The following is a 17,462-nucleotide window of genomic DNA, read 5'->3' as shown; positions in this document are numbered from 1 at the left end:
TTTAGATTTAAAAGGCTGTTAAAAATACTAAATCTTTTTTTTACCTTATTTTTGCCATTATGATTACACACGACCAGTTAAAAAACATAAGTGAACGCGTAGAAAAACTTAAAGGTTATTTAGATATAGAACAGAAATTAATTGAAATTTCTAACGAAGAAGAAAAAACAGCCGATCCTAATTTTTGGAATAATCCTAAGGAAGCTGAAACTTTAATGAAATCATTACGTTTAAAAAAGAAATGGGTTAATGATTATAATGAAATCGTTGCTTTAAATGAAGATTTAAATGTTCTCTATGATTTTTACAAAGAAGGTGATGTTGAGGAGAATGAAATTACGGAACAATTTGAAAAGACAAATACATTCTTAGAAGATATTGAATTCAAAAATATGCTTTCCGAAGAAGGTGACAGTCTAAGCGCTGTTATACAAATTACAGCTGGAGCTGGAGGAACTGAAAGTTGTGATTGGACAGAAATGTTAACTCGAATGTATACGATGTGGGCAGAAAAACAAGGTTTTAAATTAAAAACTTTAAATTATCAAAGCGGAGATACAGCTGGAATTAAAACAGTTACTATTGAAATTGATGGAGATTATGCCTTCGGATGGTTAAAAGGTGAAAACGGTGTACATCGTTTAGTGAGAATTTCTCCGTTTGATAGTAATGCAAAACGCCATACTTCTTTCTCATCTGTTTATGTATATCCGGTTGCTGATGATTCTATAGAAATAGATATTAATCCTGCTGATATCGAAATTACAACAGCTCGTTCTAGTGGTGCTGGAGGACAAAATGTAAATAAAGTAGAAACAAAAGTTCAATTACATCATAAACCTACAGGAATTCAAATACAATGTTCTAATTCTAGATCTCAACACGACAATAGAGCTACTGCATTACAAATGTTAAAGTCTCAATTATATGAAATTGAACTACAAAAAAGACAAGCAGCTCGAGCTGATATTGAAGCTAATAAACTAAAAAATGAATGGGGAAGCCAAATTCGTAATTATGTAATGCATCCTTATAAATTAGTTAAAGATGTTAGAACTGCTCATGAAACTGGAAATGTAGATGCTGTAATGGATGGAAACATTAACCCATTCTTAAAATCTTATCTAATGATGATGGGACAGAAAGAGAACTAAAAATCTGAAGTCCCTAAATTTTCTTTTTATAATTCACTTTAATAATTAATTTATAAAAATATGATCAAAATATATCACAACCCTAGATGTTCAAAATCTAGACAAGGATTAGCTATCCTTGAAGAAAGTAAAAAAGAGTTTTCTATAGTTAAATATTTAAATGACACTTTAAACGAAACAGAACTAACTGAAATTATTACACTTTTAAATATTTCTCCAATTGATTTAGTTCGAAAGAATGAAAGTATTTGGAAAGAAAACTACAAAGGGAAAGAATTATCTGATAATGATATCGTTAAAGCTATGGTGGAAAATCCAAAATTAATAGAAAGACCAATAGTTATTCACAATAAAAAAGCTGTTATTGGTAGACCTCCACAAAAAATTTTAGAAATTCTGTAACAGATTCTTAAATATTAACACTTATTAACAGAGAAAGTTCAAAATTAAATTGCTTTCAGCGTATATTCGCGTCAATTATTAATACTTCAATTTACTATGAAAAAAGCTGTAAAACTATTTACACTAGCACTATTTGTGTCCCAAATAGTAGTAGCACAGTCTACAAAAATCCCAAATGACCCTTCTGTTAAAACAGGTAAATTATCTAATGGTTTAACTTATTTTGTAAAACAAAATGCAAAACCTGCAAACAAAGTAGAACTTCGTTTAGCAATTAAAGCTGGTTCAGTTTTAGAAGATGAAGACCAATTAGGTTTAGCTCACTTTATGGAGCACATGAACTTTAATGGAACTAAAGATTTTAAAAGAAACGAATTAGTTGATTACTTACAATCTATAGGTGTTAAATTTGGAGCACACTTAAACGCATATACAGGTTTTGATCAAACTGTATATATTTTACCTATCCCAAGTGATGATCCAGCAAAACTTGATAAAGGTTTTCAAATTATAGAAAACTGGGCTCATGGAGCATTATTAGAAGGTAAAGATATTGATGAAGAACGTGGTGTTGTTCTTGAAGAATATCGTTCTCGTAGAGATGCAAACTCTAGAATGTTAGAAAACTACATCGATAAAATTGCATATGGATCAAAATACGCAAAAAGATTACCTATCGGTACAAAAGAAAACATCGAAAACTTTAAACATGAGAGTATCCGTCGTTTCTTTAAAGATTGGTACAGACCAGACCTAATGGCTGTTATCGCTGTTGGAGATGCAGATGTTGCTGTTTTAGAGCAAAAAGTAAAAGATTATTTTTCAAAGATTCCAGCGTCTAAAAATCCAAGAAAAAAAGAACACTACACTTTAAAGAATCACAAAGAGACATTTATTGCTATTGAAGCAGATAAGGAAGCTCCTTTCTCTAGTGTAGAGATTATGTACAAAGATCGTGAAGATAGAAAACCAGTTACTACTATAGACGGTTACAGAAAATCTTTAATCAACAACTTATTCGATCAAATGATTAACAATAGATTTGACGAATTAAGAAATAGTGAAAACCCTCCATTTACCTATGGATTTAGTTACTATGGTGGAACATTAGCTAAAGACAGAGGAGCATTCCAATCTCAGGCTGGAACAAGTGCTGATGGTCAATTAAAAGGATTAACTGCTTTATTAACTGAAAACGAAAGAGTAAAACGTTTTGGTTTCCAAAAGGGAGAATTTGAAAGAGCTAAAAAGAATATTATTTCTCGTATCGAAAAATCTTTTAAAGATAGAAACAAAAGAGAATCTAACCGTATTGTAGGATCACTAGTTAGTGGTTTTTTAGGTGATAGACCTGTGGCTAGCGTTGAGTGGAGTTATAAAAACACACTTAAAATGTTACCTTCAATTCAATTATCTGAAGTAAATGATTTAATTAAAAATTACTTACATGACGACAACAGAGTAGTTGTTATCACTGGTTCAAAAAAGACTGTTACAGAAGCACAAGTGTTAAAAGCTTTAAACGATGTAAAAACAAAAGAGTTAAAGCCTTATGAAGATAAAGCTGTAGCTTCTTCTTTAATTACTAAAGCTCCTACTGCAGGAACAGTAACTAAAACTACTTCTAACGATAAGTTAGGTACAAAAACATTAGTTTTAAGTAATGGTGCTAAAATTACGTTTAAAAAGACTGACTTTAAAAACGATGAAGTTTTATTTACGGCATATAGCTATGGAGGAACTTCTTTATATTCAGACGAAGAACTTAAAGCTACTTCTTTTGCAAATGGAGGTTTAACTGAAGCTGGAATTAATGGTTTCAACTTAAACGATATGAGTAAAATGATGTCTGGTAAAATTGCACGAGTTCGACCATATATTGGTAGTATTAGTGAAGGTTTTTCTGGAAGTGCATCTCCTAAATATTTAGAAGAACTTTTCCAACAAGTTCACTTATATTTTACTGCTTTAAATAAAGATGAAAAGGCATTTAAATCTTTTGTAAACAAGCAAAAAAGTTTCTTAGGGAATGTTTTAGCCAGCCCTAGATTTTTCTTCCAAAAAGAAATGGGTGATTTCATGAACGAAGGAAACTCTCGTTACAGTGGATTCCCTTCTCCTGAAAAATATGAAGCAGCTGATTATAATTTGGCTTATAAAAAGTATCAAGAGCGTTTTGCTGATGCTAGCGATTTTAATTTCTATTTCGTTGGAAATATTGATGAAAAGAAACTTACTGAATTAGCTACTAAATATATTGCTAGCTTACCTAGTACAAATTCTAAAGAGTCTTATAAAGTACATAGTTTCCGACCAAAAACTGGATCTCATACTAAAATCGTTGCTAAAGGAAAAGATCCTAAAAGTACTGTAAGTATTAGATACCAAGGAGAAGCTGATTACAATGATAAAGATGCTTTAATTTTTGATTTTATAGGAGAAGTTGTTGGTATTAAGCTTACGGAAAAATTACGTGAAAAAGAAAGTGGAGTATACTCTGCTGGAGCTCGTAGCGGAATGAGTAAATTACCATATGGAAGTTATAGTTTCTCTATAGGATTCCCTTGTGCTCCTGAAAATGTAGATAAATTAAAAGATATTTCTATTGCAGAAGTAGAGTCTTTAATTAAAAATGGTCCTTCTGAAGAAGATTTAGAAAAAGCTAAAAAAGCTATGATTAACGATCATAAGGAAGATATTAAAAAGAATAGATTTTGGTTAAATACAATACAAGGAATTGATTTTTCAAATGACAATCCTGATGATGTATTCACTTTTGAAGAAAGAGTAAATGCTATTACTACAAAAGATATTCAAAGATTAGCTAAGAAATATCTTTCTAATGGACCAATTTTAGGTATTTTAAATCCCGAAAAATAAGATTTACATATTATCATATATTATAAAAGCTCGCCAATGGCGAGCTTTTGATTTTCTATATTAATATTTATTTTAAATATTATGAATTAACTTTTCACTAATGCTTTTGTTCTTCCAAAATAACAGATATACGCATAACAAACTAATGTTAATATAAATGCTGTTTTAAAGCCAAAACTATCTATTAAACCTCCAAATATAAAAGGTACAATTGCTCCACCAACAATTGCCATACAAAGTAATCCTGAAGCTTGTGCTTTTAAATCTCCTAATCCTTCTAAACTTAAAGTAAAAATAGTTGGAAACATAATAGAGTTAAATAATCCTACCGCTAAAATAGACCACATAGAAATCAACCCTGTTGTAGAAATAGAAACAAAAATCATTGTAACTGCCAAAATTGCAAAAATTGCCAAAACCTTACCTGGGGAGATAATTTTTGTTAAATATGCTCCAACAAAACGTCCAATCATAGCGCCTCCCCAATAGAAAATCACAAAAATTCCTAATAACGATTTTGGATCTGAATTTGAAAATGTTTTATTAAAAACACTAGCTATAGTATTTGCTATATTCATCATAGTTTCATTCTGAGAAATGATAGTTGCTAAGTTCATGTCTTGGAAATAATTCACTAAAAAACTACCAATAGAAACTTCAGCTCCGACGTAAACAAAAATCCCTAATGCTCCTAATAACATTACTTTATTTTTTAATAATGAAAGATAACCTCCTTTCGGACTTTCTTCCATTACTTTTGGTAATTTAATAAACGAAAACACCAATGCTAAAATTGCTATAAACCCTGCAATAAAAAGAAATGGAGTTTGCACGGTAGCAGCTTCTGCTGCATAATATTCAGATTTTGCAACTTCTGATAATTGTTCTATTTCTTCTGATGTTTTTACTGTATCACTTAATAAGAATAATGCTCCTACAATTGGCGCTATAGTAGTTCCTAAAGAATTAAATGCTTGTGATAAGTTTAATCTACTTGATGCTCCATTTTCATTTCCTAATAAAGCTACATAAGGATTTGCTGCAACTTGTAATACCGTAATTCCTCCAGCTAAAGTAAAATATCCTATTAAAAATACGGAGAAGCTTCTATAAGAAGAAGCTGGGTAAAATAATAAACAACCTAGAGCCATAATAGTTAAACCTAATACAATTCCCTTTTTATATCCAATTTTACTTAACAATTTCCCTGCTGGAACAGAAATAACAAAGAAAGCTGTAAAAAAAGCAAATTGAACTAATACTGTTTTCGCATAAGACATTTCGAAAACATCCTTCAAACGAGGAACTAACGAATCTACTAATACGGTAATAAATCCCCATAAAAAAAATAAAGTCGTTAAAAATATAAAAGCTGTTTTGTAAGATTTATTGGTTGTTGTCATAAGTTATTATTTATCTTTTAAGTAAAAATCTGATTTAATATTGTTATATCCATTAGTATCAAACATACTAAAACTAAACCACTCATGAATAGCATAGCTTCCTATTTCTCCTTTTTTATTCATAGCAATATAACAAACTTGAAAGTCTTTAAAATTACTATTAGGCTTTGTAACTATTCTTTTAATAGCTTCTTCACATGCTTGTTGTGGTGACATTCCTTGTCGCATTAATTCTACAATTAAAAAACTCCCTACTGTTTTTAAAACTTCTTCTCCTAAACCTGTAGCTACAGCCCCACCAACTTCATTGTCAATAAATAATCCCGATCCAATAATTGGTGAATCTCCTACTCTACCTCTTAGTTTATATGCTAAACCACTTGTTGTACATGCTCCTGAAAGATTTCCTTCAGCATCCATCGCTAACATTCCTATAGTATCATGATTTTCAATATTGATTATCGGTTTGTATTCTGATTTCACTTTCCATTCTTCCCAAGCTTTTTTAGAAGCTTCAGTTAAAAGATCTTCTTTTTGAAATCCTTTTGAAACCGCAAATTGCTCAGCTCCTTTCCCCGATAATAATACGTGAGGTGTATCTTCCATAACCTTTCTTGCTACAGAAATTACATGTTTAATATTTTCTACACCAACTACAGCTCCGTAATCACCTTTTTCATTCATAATACAAGCATCTAAAGTCACAAAACCATCTCGGTCTGGTAATCCTCCAATTCCTACAGTTTGATTCTTAGGATTTGCTTCTTCTACTCTACATCCTTGTTCAACTGCATCTAAAGCTGTTCCTCCGTTTTGTAAAACTTTAGCAGCAGCATTTACTGCTTCTGGTGTATTCCAAGTTGCAATTACTAAAGGTTTATTTACGGTGGTAACTGTTTGAACTTTTACTGATTCTTCTGTTTTTTTTTCTGTTTTACAACCTGTCATTAAGACAGTAGCTAACAAACCTACACTAAATAACGTTTCTTTATTTATCATTTTTCTTCCTTTAGTTCTATTATTTTATCATTATTTCGTCAATAAATATCCAAGACTTGCCATTATGTTTGTATCCTAAATGCCATTCTGGTAAATCACCTAATTTTTTAGCTACAACTTTTACATATCTAACATTACTTCCTTTCAGGTGCATTGTTACTTCTTTAATACTCGTATTTTCTTTAGGTTTTGCTGAATCAATTTTTAAGTCAGCTACTTGCTTATACGATTTTCCATCAACAGAAGTATAATACACAACCGATGTTGGTAAGAATATCCAACTACGTTGATCTTCTAAATAATTTGTACTAATACTTTCAACCCATTTTTCTTTTCCTAAATCAACAGTTGCAATTATATCTACATTAGAATATCCTTGCCAAGTTCCAGTTCTAAAATCTCTTGCTCCTTTTATTCCATCGATTAGTGCATTATCACCTCCAGCATTATATTGATTTGCATATGCTGTTTCTAATGAAATTTTAATATTCGGATCAATTTTCACAAAATTAGTTTCAATAATAGCACTTTTGGTTTCCCCTATTTTTGCATAAGCTGATAACTTTGTTTTTTCTGAAAGTTGAATCGGTTGTTCATATTTTTTAAATTCTCCATCATTTAATTTGAAATACACTTCAGCATTTGTGTCAGCATTTGCTAGTACAACTTGAGTATTTCCTTTAAAAGCAACTTCTCCTTTTTCTATAAATGGAGCAGGAACGATCAAATGATCTTCTATACTACTCTTTGGTAAAGCATTTTCTTGAGTTCCCCAATTACTTGGTGAATTTGTCATTTCAAATTCTAAAGAACCTCCGTTTACAATTTCCTCATGTCTAATAAAAGTTCGATCTAAAGTTTTACCATTTAATCTCGCGTTTTTAATATATTTATTTTCATCGCTGATTCCTTCAGCAACTACTGTAAATGTTTTACCATTTTCTAAATAAATTGTAGCTTTTTTAAGTAATGGTGTACCAATAATATATTTGTTAGAACCTGGCGTAACAGGATAAAATCCTAACGAATTAAAAATGTACCAAGCACTCATTTGTCCGCAATCTTCATTTCCAGAAATACCATCTGGAGCATTGGTATATTGTTCTGTAAGAATTTGATATATCTTCTCCTGTGTTTTGCCTGGTTTTCCTACATAATTATATAAATACGCCATATGATGACTTGGCTCGTTTCCATGTGCATACTGACCAATTAATCCTGTAATATCTTTCTGGTGACGACCTGAAGTATTTGATTCAGCAGCAAAAAGTGTATCTAAATTCTTTTCTAAAACAGAAGCTCCACCTAATAACTTAATATACCCTGAAATATCTTGTGGAACATAATTACTGTATTGCCAAGCATTCGCTTCTGTATAATTAAAGTTTACTTCATACGGATCGAAAGGTGCAAACCAAGTATTTCTGAATCGACCTCTCATAAATTGTGTTTTCGGATCGAAGACATTTTTGTAATACTGTGCGCGTTGAATGTATTCTTTATAATCTTCTTCTTTTCCCATTTGTTTAGCCATCTGAGCGATTGTCCAATCGTCGTAAGCATATTCTAATGTTTTAGATACTGATTCACTTTCTTCTTCAACAGGAATATATCCTAAAGATTTATAAGATTTTAATCCTAATTTATCTCTTGTCGCAGAATGTTTCATTGCTTGTAAAGCTTTTTCAACATCGTAATCTTTAATTCCCTTTAAATATGCATCTGCAATTACTGGAACGGCATGATAACCAATCATACAACCCGTATAATTTGCGGATAAATCCCAAATTGGCATAATACCACCTTCGTCATACTTTGCTAAAAATGTATTAATGAAATCGTTCGTTCTATCTTGCTCAATAATCGTGTATAGTGGATGAGTTGCACGATAAGTATCCCAAAGAGAAAAAACTGTATAATAATCGAAATCTTTAGTTTCATGAATTTTTAAATCCATTCCTCTATAACGACCGTCAACATCTTGATATAAATTCGGAGCAATCATTGTGTGATACATCGATGTATAGAAATTGACTTTATAATCTTCATTATCACTTTCAACAACTATTTTTCTTAATTGCTTTTCCCAAGTTTCTTGAGCTTCTTTTTTAACTGATGAAAAAGTTTTATCTCCTATTTCTTGCTCTAGATTCTTTTTCGCTCCTTCTATATCCACAGCAGAAATTCCTATTTTAACATAAACAGGTTCATTATTTGGATTAATGAATTTAAATGAAGAGATTCCTTTAGTAGCTTTAATATCCTCTACAGTTGATACTTCACTATTTATTTTAACAGGACTTAATGCATGTGAAAATTCTATGTAATAAAAAAGTTTTTGATTTGTAGCCCAAGCTTTTGAAAATCGGTATCCTTTAATAATCTTATTATTCTCTATCTCAAAATTTATGACTCCTTCTAATAACTCATCTCTATGCTCAATATCTATTGTGACAAATTGATTTTCAGTCGAAGGAAACTGATACTTATGCATTCCACTACGTTTAGAAACAGTAAGTTCAACATTAATATCGGTGTCATCTAAATGTACTTTGTAAAATCCTGGTTCTGCTTTTTCTTTATCATGTGAAAATTTAGAACGGTAACCTTCTTTACCATCTGCTCCATTATTGAAAATTACTTTATTGGTTGGCATCAATAAAATATCTCCATAATCAGAAACACCTGTTCCACTTAAATGTGTGTGTGAAAACCCGTAAATATATTCATCTGAATAATGATAACCAGAACAACCATCCCAACCATCTAAACGTGTATCTGGACTTAATTGCATCATTCCGAAAGGCATTGTTGCTCCTGGATATGTATGTCCATGACCACCAGTTCCTATAAAGGGATTAACATAAGTTAATAACGATTTTGTATCTTGTGCAAGCGAAATTTCTCGCTTTTTACAACTAACAATTAAAAAAATAATTAGTATGAATAGCTGTTTACTAAAATTCATTTGGTTTGTTGTTTTTTAAAAATCCTAAGATAATAAAATGAAGTCGTATCTCTTTTTAGTAATTCTATGTTTTTGTTTTTTAACCTGTACAAAACAAAACTCAAAAAATGCTCCTATTTCTCCAAATATTATACCTGTGCCTTTAGAACAAGAAATAAAAGAAGGTATTTTTAATCTTACAAAAGATACATTTGTTACTGGTGAATCAGAATTTAAAAATGTTATTAAATATTTGAGATCTTATCTTGACGATCAATTACAATTACACAGTAATAGTCCTTCTGCTGAAAATGAAATAAACTTTGTTACTGATACTAATATAACAGATGAAGAGGGTTATTCTCTTGAGATAAATGAAAACTCAATAATTATTGGGTCTAAGACAAGTAAAGGTGCTTTTTATGCTGTTCAAACTTTATTACAATTAATACCTGTGGTGAACAATGGAGAAGAAATTCCTATTCATTGTATAAAAATAAAAGATAAACCTAGATTTAAATATCGAGGAATGCATTTAGATGTAGGTAGGCATTTCTTTTCTGTAGATTTTATAAAAAAATATATTGATGTTATAGCCTCATTAAAATACAATACATTCCATTGGCATTTAACAGAAGATCAAGGTTGGAGAATTGAAATTAAAAAATATCCTAAACTTCAAGAAATTGCTGCTTATAGAGATGAAACTTTAATAGGACACTATAATAGCCAACCACAACAATTCGACGGAAAAAAATATGGAGGATATTATACGCAAAAAGAAGTAAAAGACATTGTAACCTATGCTAGCGAACGTTTTGTTACTATTATTCCAGAAATTGAAATGCCTGGGCACTCTCAAGCTGCTATTGCTGCATATCCAGAACTAGGTTGTTCTGACACACCTATAAAAGTAGCTACAACTTGGGGAGTTTTTGATGAAGTATATTGCCCTACAGAAACTACATTTAAATTTTTAGAAGATGTTATAGATGAAATTGTTGAACTGTTTCCTGGAAAATATATTCATATTGGTGGAGATGAAGCTCCAAAAACAAAATGGAAAACATCTTCTTTTTGTCAGCAATTAATCAAAGAAAAAAACTTGAAAGATGAACATGGCTTACAGAGTTATTTTATTACTCGTATGGAAAAATACATTAATAGTAAAGGGAAACAAATTATTGGCTGGGATGAAATCTTAGAAGGTGTTTTAGCCCCAAATGCAACTGTGATGTCTTGGAGAGGAATTAAAGGTGCAGTTAAAGCAGCTAAAGAAAAACATCATGTAATACTTACACCTACCTCTCATTGTTATTTTGACTATTATCAATCAGAAGATGAAAATGAACCTTTGGCTATCGGAGGATATTTACCATTAGAAAAAGTATATCATTTTAATCCTATTCCTGAAGATTTGACTAAAGAAGAGGAAAAATACGTTTTAGGAGCTCAAGGAAATGTATGGACAGAATATATGAAAACCCCTGAAAAAGTGGAGTATATGGTTTTTCCTAGAGCAATTGCTTTATCAGAAGTACTTTGGTCTAGTGAAAATCAAAAAAAATATGCTAATTTTATAGCGAGATTAACACATTTTCAACAAAGATTTAACGCAAAAGATATTAATTACGCAAATAATTTACATATAATTAAAGGTGATTTATTAGAAAAAAAAGGAAAACTTATGTATCAACTTTCTACTTCTAATAATGAAAAAATTATTTATACTATAGATGGAACTGAACCTACTTCTAATTTATCGACAGTATATGTAAATCCAATCATAATTAATAAAACTACTAACCTCAAAGCATTAGTTTTTGATAATCATGGTAAAAAAATAAGTTCACTTTTTTCTACTAAAATTAATTTACACAAAGCTATTGGAAAAAAAATAACATTAAGTACAGATCCGCATCCGTCTTATAATGCTGGAGGAGCTAAAGCTTTAATTAATGGTATTTCTGGCAGTAGTAAAAGATATGGTGACAAAGAATGGTTAGGTTTTTTTGGAAAAGATGTTAATATTTCAATAGATTTTGATACTCTAACTCCTATTAACTCAATAAAAATTCGTTTTCATAATGGAAACGGACAATGGATTTATGCTCCTAAAAAAATAAAATTTGATTTCGTTAGTACTGAGAATATAAAACAACAACAAGATTTTACCCCCATAAAAAATCGAGATTCTTTATTGTGTAATGTACATGTGAAATTTAAAAATGTAAAAGCTTCAAAAGTTTTTATTGACATCCCAAATTATGGAATTATTCCTGAAGGTAAACAAGGGGCTGGATATAATGCTTGGACTTTTATTGACGAAATAATTATCAACTAATGAAACTAGAAATTTGTGCTAATTCATATCAATCTGCTATTCATGCTCAAGAAGCTGGTGCTCATAGAATTGAATTGTGTTCTGAATTACAATTAGGAGGTATTACTCCATCTTATGGCTTATTAAAACTTATAGCTAACAATATAAATATTCCATCTTTCGTTTTAATACGACCTAGAAGTGGAGATTTTAATTTCTCCCCTGTGGAATATAAAATAATGAAGGAAAATATTTTATTGTGCAAAGAATTAGGTTTTTCTGGAATTGTCTCTGGTGTATTACATAGTGATAATACTATAAATATGGAGCGTACAAAAGCGTTAATAGAATTAAGTAAACCACTTCCTTTTACTTTTCATAGAGCTTTTGATATCACTCCTGATCCTTATGAAGCAATAGAACAACTTATTGATTTAGGTGTAGATCGTGTCTTAACATCTGGACAAAAAAATACTGCAGAGGAAGGTTTAGCTCTAATTAAAGATTTACATGAAAAATATGGGGATAAAATTACCATTTTAGCTGGTAGCGGAATTACCCCTAATAATGTTGAATTGTTTAAAAAAATAGGTTTAGAAGAAATTCATACTTCTGCTTCTAAAAAAATAAAATCTAAAAATAAAAATGCCAATTGTTTTGGAAATACTGATCAAACCATTTCGAATGATCAAATCATTAAAGATTTAATGAATAGAATTTTTAATTAAGCCCTTACAAATCGTTTTCACCTAACTCAATACATTTATAATTATTATTAAGATATTGTGGTACTAAATGCTTAATTTCAAATACTACTTTATTTAATTTTTCATCATAAAGCATTTCTAAAAAAGGTCTCATTATCTTTTTCTCTCTATCATACTTAAATGATAGCTCACATATTTGCATGCTGTCTAAAAGTAAAATTCTACTTTTATTTATTTTATTTATGATTTCAGGTGTAATAAGATTGTTTTTTAAGAGAATTATAGTATCATTTTTAATTGATTTTGTTCTATCTTTCCCTACTCCATCTTTATAATATTTAAAATGAAAATCGTTAGTTAATAACTCATATAGAGAATCATTATTGATTACATTTATTAATCCCACTTTAACTTTATCGTCAATTCTTGAATTACAGGAAAATAAAAGGAAAATAAAAGGAAAATTACTATTATTAGATACTTTTTAAACAAACTTAAAATAATAGTTTTAATTTAAATCACACCTTTAAAATAATCTATAACCTTAAGTAATCCTTCATCTAATGGAACTTTTGGTTCCCAATTATTCAATGTTTTCTTGGCTAAAGAAATATCAGGCTTACGCTGCATTGGGTCGTCTTCAGGCAATGGCTTAAAAATTAATTGAGATGTTGAATTTGTAATATCTATGATTTTTTTAGCTAAATCCAAAATAGAAAACTCTCCTGGATTACCGATGTTTATTGGACCAGTTACAGAATCATCAGTATTCATCATACGAATCATTCCCTCTACTAAATCATCTACATACTGGAAACTTCTAGTCTGACTTCCATCTCCATAAATAGTAATATCTTTTCCTTTTAAAGCTTGTACAATAAAATTAGAAATTACCCTACCATCATTCGTATTCATTCTAGTTCCATAAGTATTAAAAATTCGAATAATTTTAATTCGAACATTATTTTGCTTATGGTAATTCACAAATAAAGATTCTGCGCATCTTTTTCCTTCATCGTAACAAGATCTTAAACCAATAGGATTTACATTTCCCCAATACGACTCTGGTTGTGGATGAATTTTAGGATCTCCATAAACTTCACTCGTTGAAGCTTGTAAAATTTTTGCATCAATTCTCTTTGCTAATCCTAACATATTTGTTGCACCAACAACAGATGTTTTAATCGTTTTAATAGGATCATGTTGATAATGAATTGGTGAAGCTGGACATGCTAAATTATACACTTCATCTACTTCTGCATAATAAGGTTCAGTAATATCGTGACGAACTACTTCGAAATAAGGATTATTTAAAAGATGAATTATATTTTTTTTACTACCAGTAAAATAATTATCTAAACTAATTACTTCATTACCTTCATTCAATAATCGCTCGCATAAATGTGAGCCAATAAAACCTGCTCCTCCTGTAACTAATATTCTTTTCACCTACTTAAAAAATAATTTTGGAAATTGTGTTTCCGGATTTCTGTTTAATAAGCGAATGTAAAAAGTAGATTTCAAAAAAGCCAATCCGTAACCAAAAAATTGAATAAATACTGCATAAATAGATAAAAATCCAACTTTAATACTTTTGTTTAGAATTGTAGAGTGTACAAATAAAAGTAATAAATAACTTACTAAAGGAATTAAAGCAATAGAGTTTACAAATATTCCTCCTATTAAAGATAAAACTGTAAAAAGAACAAATAAGGTTGGAAACCAAAATGTTATTTTAGCTGTAACTGGATGCCACTTGGTTAAAATTGGTCGTACTAAGCCAAATTTTTTGACTTGTGTATGAAATTTCTTCCAAGAAATTCTTCTTTTATGATATACATATGCATCTGGTAAAAAACCTGTAGTAAATCCTTTATTTACTATTCTTTGAGATAAATCAGGATCTTCTCCCGGATGAATTTTAGAGAAGCCTTTTGTTACTTCAAAAGCTTCTTTAGAAATCCCCATATTAAAACTTCTTGGTTCAAACTTTTGAACTTTAACTTTACCACCTCGTATTCCTCCTGTAGTAAAGAAAGATGTCATTACATAATTTATTGCTTTTTGAAGATCTGTAAAACTTTCATGTGCAGCATCTGCTCCACCAAAGCAATCTAAATAATTTTCTGATAGAAATTTATCAATAGTAGATAAATAATGACTTGGCAATATTACATCAGAATCTAATATAATGAAATAATTTCCCCAAGCTCTTTTCATACCATAGTTTCTTGAATCACCTGGACCACTATTTGGTTTAAAAAAATAACTGATATTTAATAAAGAAGTATATTTATTAACAATGGTTTCAGAAGATTCTGTTGAACCATCTTCTACAATTACTACTTCATACTTCTTTTTGAAATCTTGTTGAATTAAGCTTTCTAAAAGTTCTTCTATTTCATCAGGACGATTGTAAACAGGTATTACAAGTGATATCTTTATTTCACTCATGCTAAAACCGATTTCTTAATTTTTTCTTCAATCCCATTCCATAAATTAATACGCATTTGCATTGATTTTCTGGCATATTCTAAAACATCATTCCATTTTTGCTCATCATTCCCACATAACTCACTAATCATTTGTAACGATAATGGTCCATGTTCATCTCCGTCTAATTCAATATGTCTTTCAAGATAATATTTAAGCTTTGTAAACTTTTTATTCTCATTTAACTCTGCTTTATTTATAATTTCTAAAAACATATCTGGAATAATATCCTCTCTACCAAACGTAAAACATGCAGCAATAATATGTGGTTGATTAATTTTTATTACATTAAAAGTAAAAGCAACAAAATTTCGGGTTGTTTCATTTATTTTAACACACTTTAATGCATTTGTTATAGAATTGACATCTGTTATTTTCTCAATAAATATGTCTATTTCAGAAGTATTTGCTTTTACTTCATTCATAGCATCTAAATACATTTCAAAATGACTCTTAGGTTCACCTAACTCATTAATATCTGTTTCTTCTCCATGCACAATTTCATTTATAAATCTTGCCGTAACCGAATTTTCTACAGGTAACCAAGGAACATTTGTATTTGTTAAATGGTATTGTAATGCTTTTAGTAACGACATAAAATCCCAAACAGCAAATACATGCTCTTCCATAAAAACTTTAATATCTTTTATGTTTTTTAATGTAGCATATAGAGGGTGAGTTTGTAATTCTTTTCTTAAATCCTGTAATTGGTTCTCTATAAATTCTATGCGCATTTTGTTGGTAATTATTACAAAAAATGCAAATCTAACGATTTGCATTTTTTGTATATAGATTATTTTCTTTATTCTTCAGTAAAACGCTCCATAACAGCATCACTAACACCTACATTAGAGAATCCTCCATCATGAAATAAGTTTTGCATAGTTACTTTTTTTGTTAAATCAGAGAATAATGAGATCGTATAATCAGCACATTCTAAAGCAGTAGCATTTCCTAATGGAGACATTTTTTCAGCATAACTGATAAATCCATCAAACCCTTTAACTCCTTGTCCAGCTGTAGTTGGTGTTGGAGATTGAGAAATCGTATTTACACGAACATTTTGATCTCTTCCGAAGAAATATCCAAAGCTTCTAGCAATTGACTCTAAGAAAGCTTTATTATCTGCCATATCATTATAATCAGGAAAAACTCTTTGTGCAGCCATGTAAGTTAAAGCTACAATACTTCCCCATTCATTCATTGCTTCTTTATTGTATAAAACGTTCATTGTTTTATGAAAAGAAACCGCAGAAACGTCCCAACCTTTAGTTGTAAAATCGTATTTAGGATCTGTATAAGCACGACCTTTACGAACGTTAACAGACATTCCTATAGAGTGTAAAACAAAATCTAATTTTCCTCCTAAAATTTCCATAGACTTTTCAACTAAATTCGTTAAATCTTCCATAGAAGTTGCATCTGCAGGAATAATTTCAGAACCAGTTTTTTCTGCTAATTCTTTTAATTGTCCCATACGCAATGCAATAGGTGCATTAGTTAAAACAAATTCTGCTCCTTCTTCGTGAGCTCTCTCAGCTACTTTCCATGCTATAGAGTTTTGGTCTAACGCCCCAAAAATAATTCCTTTCTTACCTTTTAATAAGTTATACATAATTTAGTGTTTATTATCTTATTGGTTAATTAATTTCAATCTTTGTATTAGACTCATTTTTTTTCTTACTCTGTTAATTGAAGCATAAATAGAGTCTAATGTTTTATTATTTAGTGTTTCTTTAATTGCTAACTTATAGTACTTATGGGCATTCATGATCTCTCCTTTTAACTCATAAGCTTGTGCCATTTTGTTAAAAATTGTAGACTTATCTGGTGTTGATAATTGTCTTACTTTGTTGCCAAATGTAATCATTTCATCATTAAGATTCATATCGATTAATAGATATGAATAATTACTATATGCTGCATGATAATCTGGTGCAAATTTAATAGCTAACTCTAAGTGTTTTTTAGCCTTAGGATAATTATTAAATTTTAAATTATACAACCAACCCAAATGATTGTGTGCCCTACCATAATCTGGAAATTCTGCCAAAAGATCAATAAGCATTTCTTTTGCTTCTATAATTCTATTCTCATCAATTAATTGATCTGCTTCAAAGAATAAATTTTCTGCTCTATTATCACTCATAACTT

General features: G+C 30.0%; 14 protein-coding genes. 5 read left to right on the top strand and 9 right to left on the bottom strand.

The features are described 5' to 3' along the window. Positions 1-59: 59 nt before the first annotated feature. The 3 genes from prfB (at position 60) to AC2TEO_RS00165 (ending at position 4,436) form a co-directional block, all read left to right on the top strand. Entirely contained in the window at positions 60-1,154 is a 1,095-nt protein-coding gene (prfB, locus tag AC2TEO_RS00175) for a peptide chain release factor 2 (protein WP_442266165.1), read from the top strand. A gap of 60 nt (positions 1,155-1,214) precedes the next feature. After that, positions 1,215-1,556, top strand: a complete 342-nt coding sequence (gene arsC, locus AC2TEO_RS00170) for an arsenate reductase (glutaredoxin) (RefSeq protein WP_442266164.1) — start codon at positions 1,215-1,217, stop codon at positions 1,554-1,556. A 96-nt stretch (positions 1,557-1,652) separates the two neighbouring features. Next, positions 1,653-4,436 carry a M16 family metallopeptidase gene (locus AC2TEO_RS00165; protein WP_442266163.1) on the top strand — a complete coding sequence of 928 codons (2,784 nt, stop codon included), beginning with the start codon at positions 1,653-1,655 and terminating at the stop codon, positions 4,434-4,436. Positions 4,437-4,522: 86 nt separating this feature from the next. Here AC2TEO_RS00165 and AC2TEO_RS00160 read toward each other — a convergent pair whose 3' ends face one another. From AC2TEO_RS00160 to AC2TEO_RS00150, 3 genes are read right to left on the bottom strand one after another with little or no spacing between them, the layout of a single operon-like run. Then, positions 4,523-5,839 carry a sugar MFS transporter gene (locus AC2TEO_RS00160; RefSeq protein WP_442266162.1) on the bottom strand — a complete coding sequence of 439 codons (1,317 nt, stop codon included), beginning with the start codon at positions 5,837-5,839 and terminating at the stop codon, positions 4,523-4,525. A 6-nt stretch (positions 5,840-5,845) separates the two neighbouring features. Further along, positions 5,846-6,838 carry a glycosylasparaginase gene (locus AC2TEO_RS00155; RefSeq protein WP_442266161.1) on the bottom strand — a complete coding sequence of 331 codons (993 nt, stop codon included), beginning with the start codon at positions 6,836-6,838 and terminating at the stop codon, positions 5,846-5,848. A 19-nt stretch (positions 6,839-6,857) separates the two neighbouring features. Next, positions 6,858-9,806, bottom strand: coding sequence for a GH92 family glycosyl hydrolase (locus AC2TEO_RS00150; protein ID WP_442266160.1), 2,949 nt, complete (start codon positions 9,804-9,806; stop codon positions 6,858-6,860). A 37-nt stretch (positions 9,807-9,843) separates the two neighbouring features. On the opposite strand from AC2TEO_RS00150, the gene AC2TEO_RS00145 reads away from it, so the two are divergent. Both AC2TEO_RS00145 and AC2TEO_RS00140 read left to right on the top strand, forming a co-directional pair. After that, positions 9,844-12,129: a beta-N-acetylhexosaminidase gene (locus AC2TEO_RS00145; protein ID WP_442266159.1), complete on the top strand. Its 2,286-nt coding sequence runs from the start codon at positions 9,844-9,846 to the stop codon at positions 12,127-12,129. Beyond that, positions 12,129-12,836 (top strand): copper homeostasis protein CutC, encoded by a 708-nt coding sequence (locus tag AC2TEO_RS00140; protein WP_442266158.1) that lies wholly within the window; start codon positions 12,129-12,131, stop codon positions 12,834-12,836. The genes AC2TEO_RS00145 and AC2TEO_RS00140 overlap by 1 nt, the downstream gene beginning before the upstream one ends. Before the next feature lie 4 nt (positions 12,837-12,840). Here AC2TEO_RS00140 and AC2TEO_RS00135 read toward each other — a convergent pair whose 3' ends face one another. The 6 genes from AC2TEO_RS00135 to AC2TEO_RS00110 form a co-directional block, all read right to left on the bottom strand. Then, a complete protein-coding gene (locus tag AC2TEO_RS00135; RefSeq protein WP_442266157.1) occupies positions 12,841-13,221 on the bottom strand; it encodes a hypothetical protein in 381 nt (126 codons plus the stop codon). A gap of 107 nt (positions 13,222-13,328) precedes the next feature. After that, positions 13,329-14,264, bottom strand: coding sequence for a UDP-glucuronic acid decarboxylase family protein (locus AC2TEO_RS00130; RefSeq protein ID WP_442266156.1), 936 nt, complete (start codon positions 14,262-14,264; stop codon positions 13,329-13,331). Beyond that, positions 14,265-15,269, bottom strand: coding sequence for a glycosyltransferase family 2 protein (locus tag AC2TEO_RS00125; RefSeq protein ID WP_442266155.1), 1,005 nt, complete (start codon positions 15,267-15,269; stop codon positions 14,265-14,267). After that, complete coding sequence (locus tag AC2TEO_RS00120) at positions 15,266-16,087, bottom strand: DUF3050 domain-containing protein (RefSeq protein ID WP_484730872.1); 822 nt, start codon at positions 16,085-16,087, stop codon at positions 15,266-15,268. Before AC2TEO_RS00120 ends, AC2TEO_RS00125 begins: the two co-directional genes overlap by 4 nt. 23 nt (positions 16,088-16,110) lie before the next feature. After that, positions 16,111-16,923 (bottom strand): enoyl-ACP reductase FabI, encoded by an 813-nt coding sequence (locus AC2TEO_RS00115; protein ID WP_442266153.1) that lies wholly within the window; start codon positions 16,921-16,923, stop codon positions 16,111-16,113. Positions 16,924-16,941: 18 nt separating this feature from the next. Next, the gene (locus AC2TEO_RS00110) at positions 16,942-17,457 is read right to left on the bottom strand and encodes a tetratricopeptide repeat protein (RefSeq protein ID WP_442266152.1); all 516 of its coding nucleotides are present in this window, start codon (positions 17,455-17,457) and stop codon (positions 16,942-16,944) included. Between the last annotated feature and the right edge of the window lie 5 nt (positions 17,458-17,462).

It is taken from the genome of Tenacibaculum aquaeponti (assembly GCF_057221555.1).
This window is presented reverse-complemented; position numbering and strand designations above follow the sequence as displayed.

Bases quoted from the DNA above. Each gene is read 5' to 3' on its own strand.
- prfB (WP_442266165.1), top strand. From the start codon at position 60: ATGATTACACACGACCAGTTAAAAAACATAAGTGAACGCGTAGAAAAA.
- arsC (WP_442266164.1), top strand. From the start codon at position 1,215: ATGATCAAAATATATCACAACCCTAGATGTTCAAAATCTAGACAAGGA.
- AC2TEO_RS00165 (WP_442266163.1), top strand. From the start codon at position 1,653: ATGAAAAAAGCTGTAAAACTATTTACACTAGCACTATTTGTGTCCCAA.
- AC2TEO_RS00160 (WP_442266162.1), bottom strand. From the start codon at position 5,839: ATGACAACAACCAATAAATCTTACAAAACAGCTTTTATATTTTTAACG.
- AC2TEO_RS00155 (WP_442266161.1), bottom strand. From the start codon at position 6,838: ATGATAAATAAAGAAACGTTATTTAGTGTAGGTTTGTTAGCTACTGTC.
- AC2TEO_RS00150 (WP_442266160.1), bottom strand. From the start codon at position 9,806: ATGAATTTTAGTAAACAGCTATTCATACTAATTATTTTTTTAATTGTT.
- AC2TEO_RS00145 (WP_442266159.1), top strand. From the start codon at position 9,844: ATGAAGTCGTATCTCTTTTTAGTAATTCTATGTTTTTGTTTTTTAACC.
- AC2TEO_RS00140 (WP_442266158.1), top strand. From the start codon at position 12,129: ATGAAACTAGAAATTTGTGCTAATTCATATCAATCTGCTATTCATGCT.
- AC2TEO_RS00125 (WP_442266155.1), bottom strand. From the start codon at position 15,269: ATGAGTGAAATAAAGATATCACTTGTAATACCTGTTTACAATCGTCCT.
- AC2TEO_RS00120 (WP_484730872.1), bottom strand. From the start codon at position 16,087: ATGCAAATCGTTAGATTTGCATTTTTTGTAATAATTACCAACAAAATG.
- AC2TEO_RS00115 (WP_442266153.1), bottom strand. From the start codon at position 16,923: ATGTATAACTTATTAAAAGGTAAGAAAGGAATTATTTTTGGGGCGTTA.
- AC2TEO_RS00110 (WP_442266152.1), bottom strand. From the start codon at position 17,457: ATGAGTGATAATAGAGCAGAAAATTTATTCTTTGAAGCAGATCAATTA.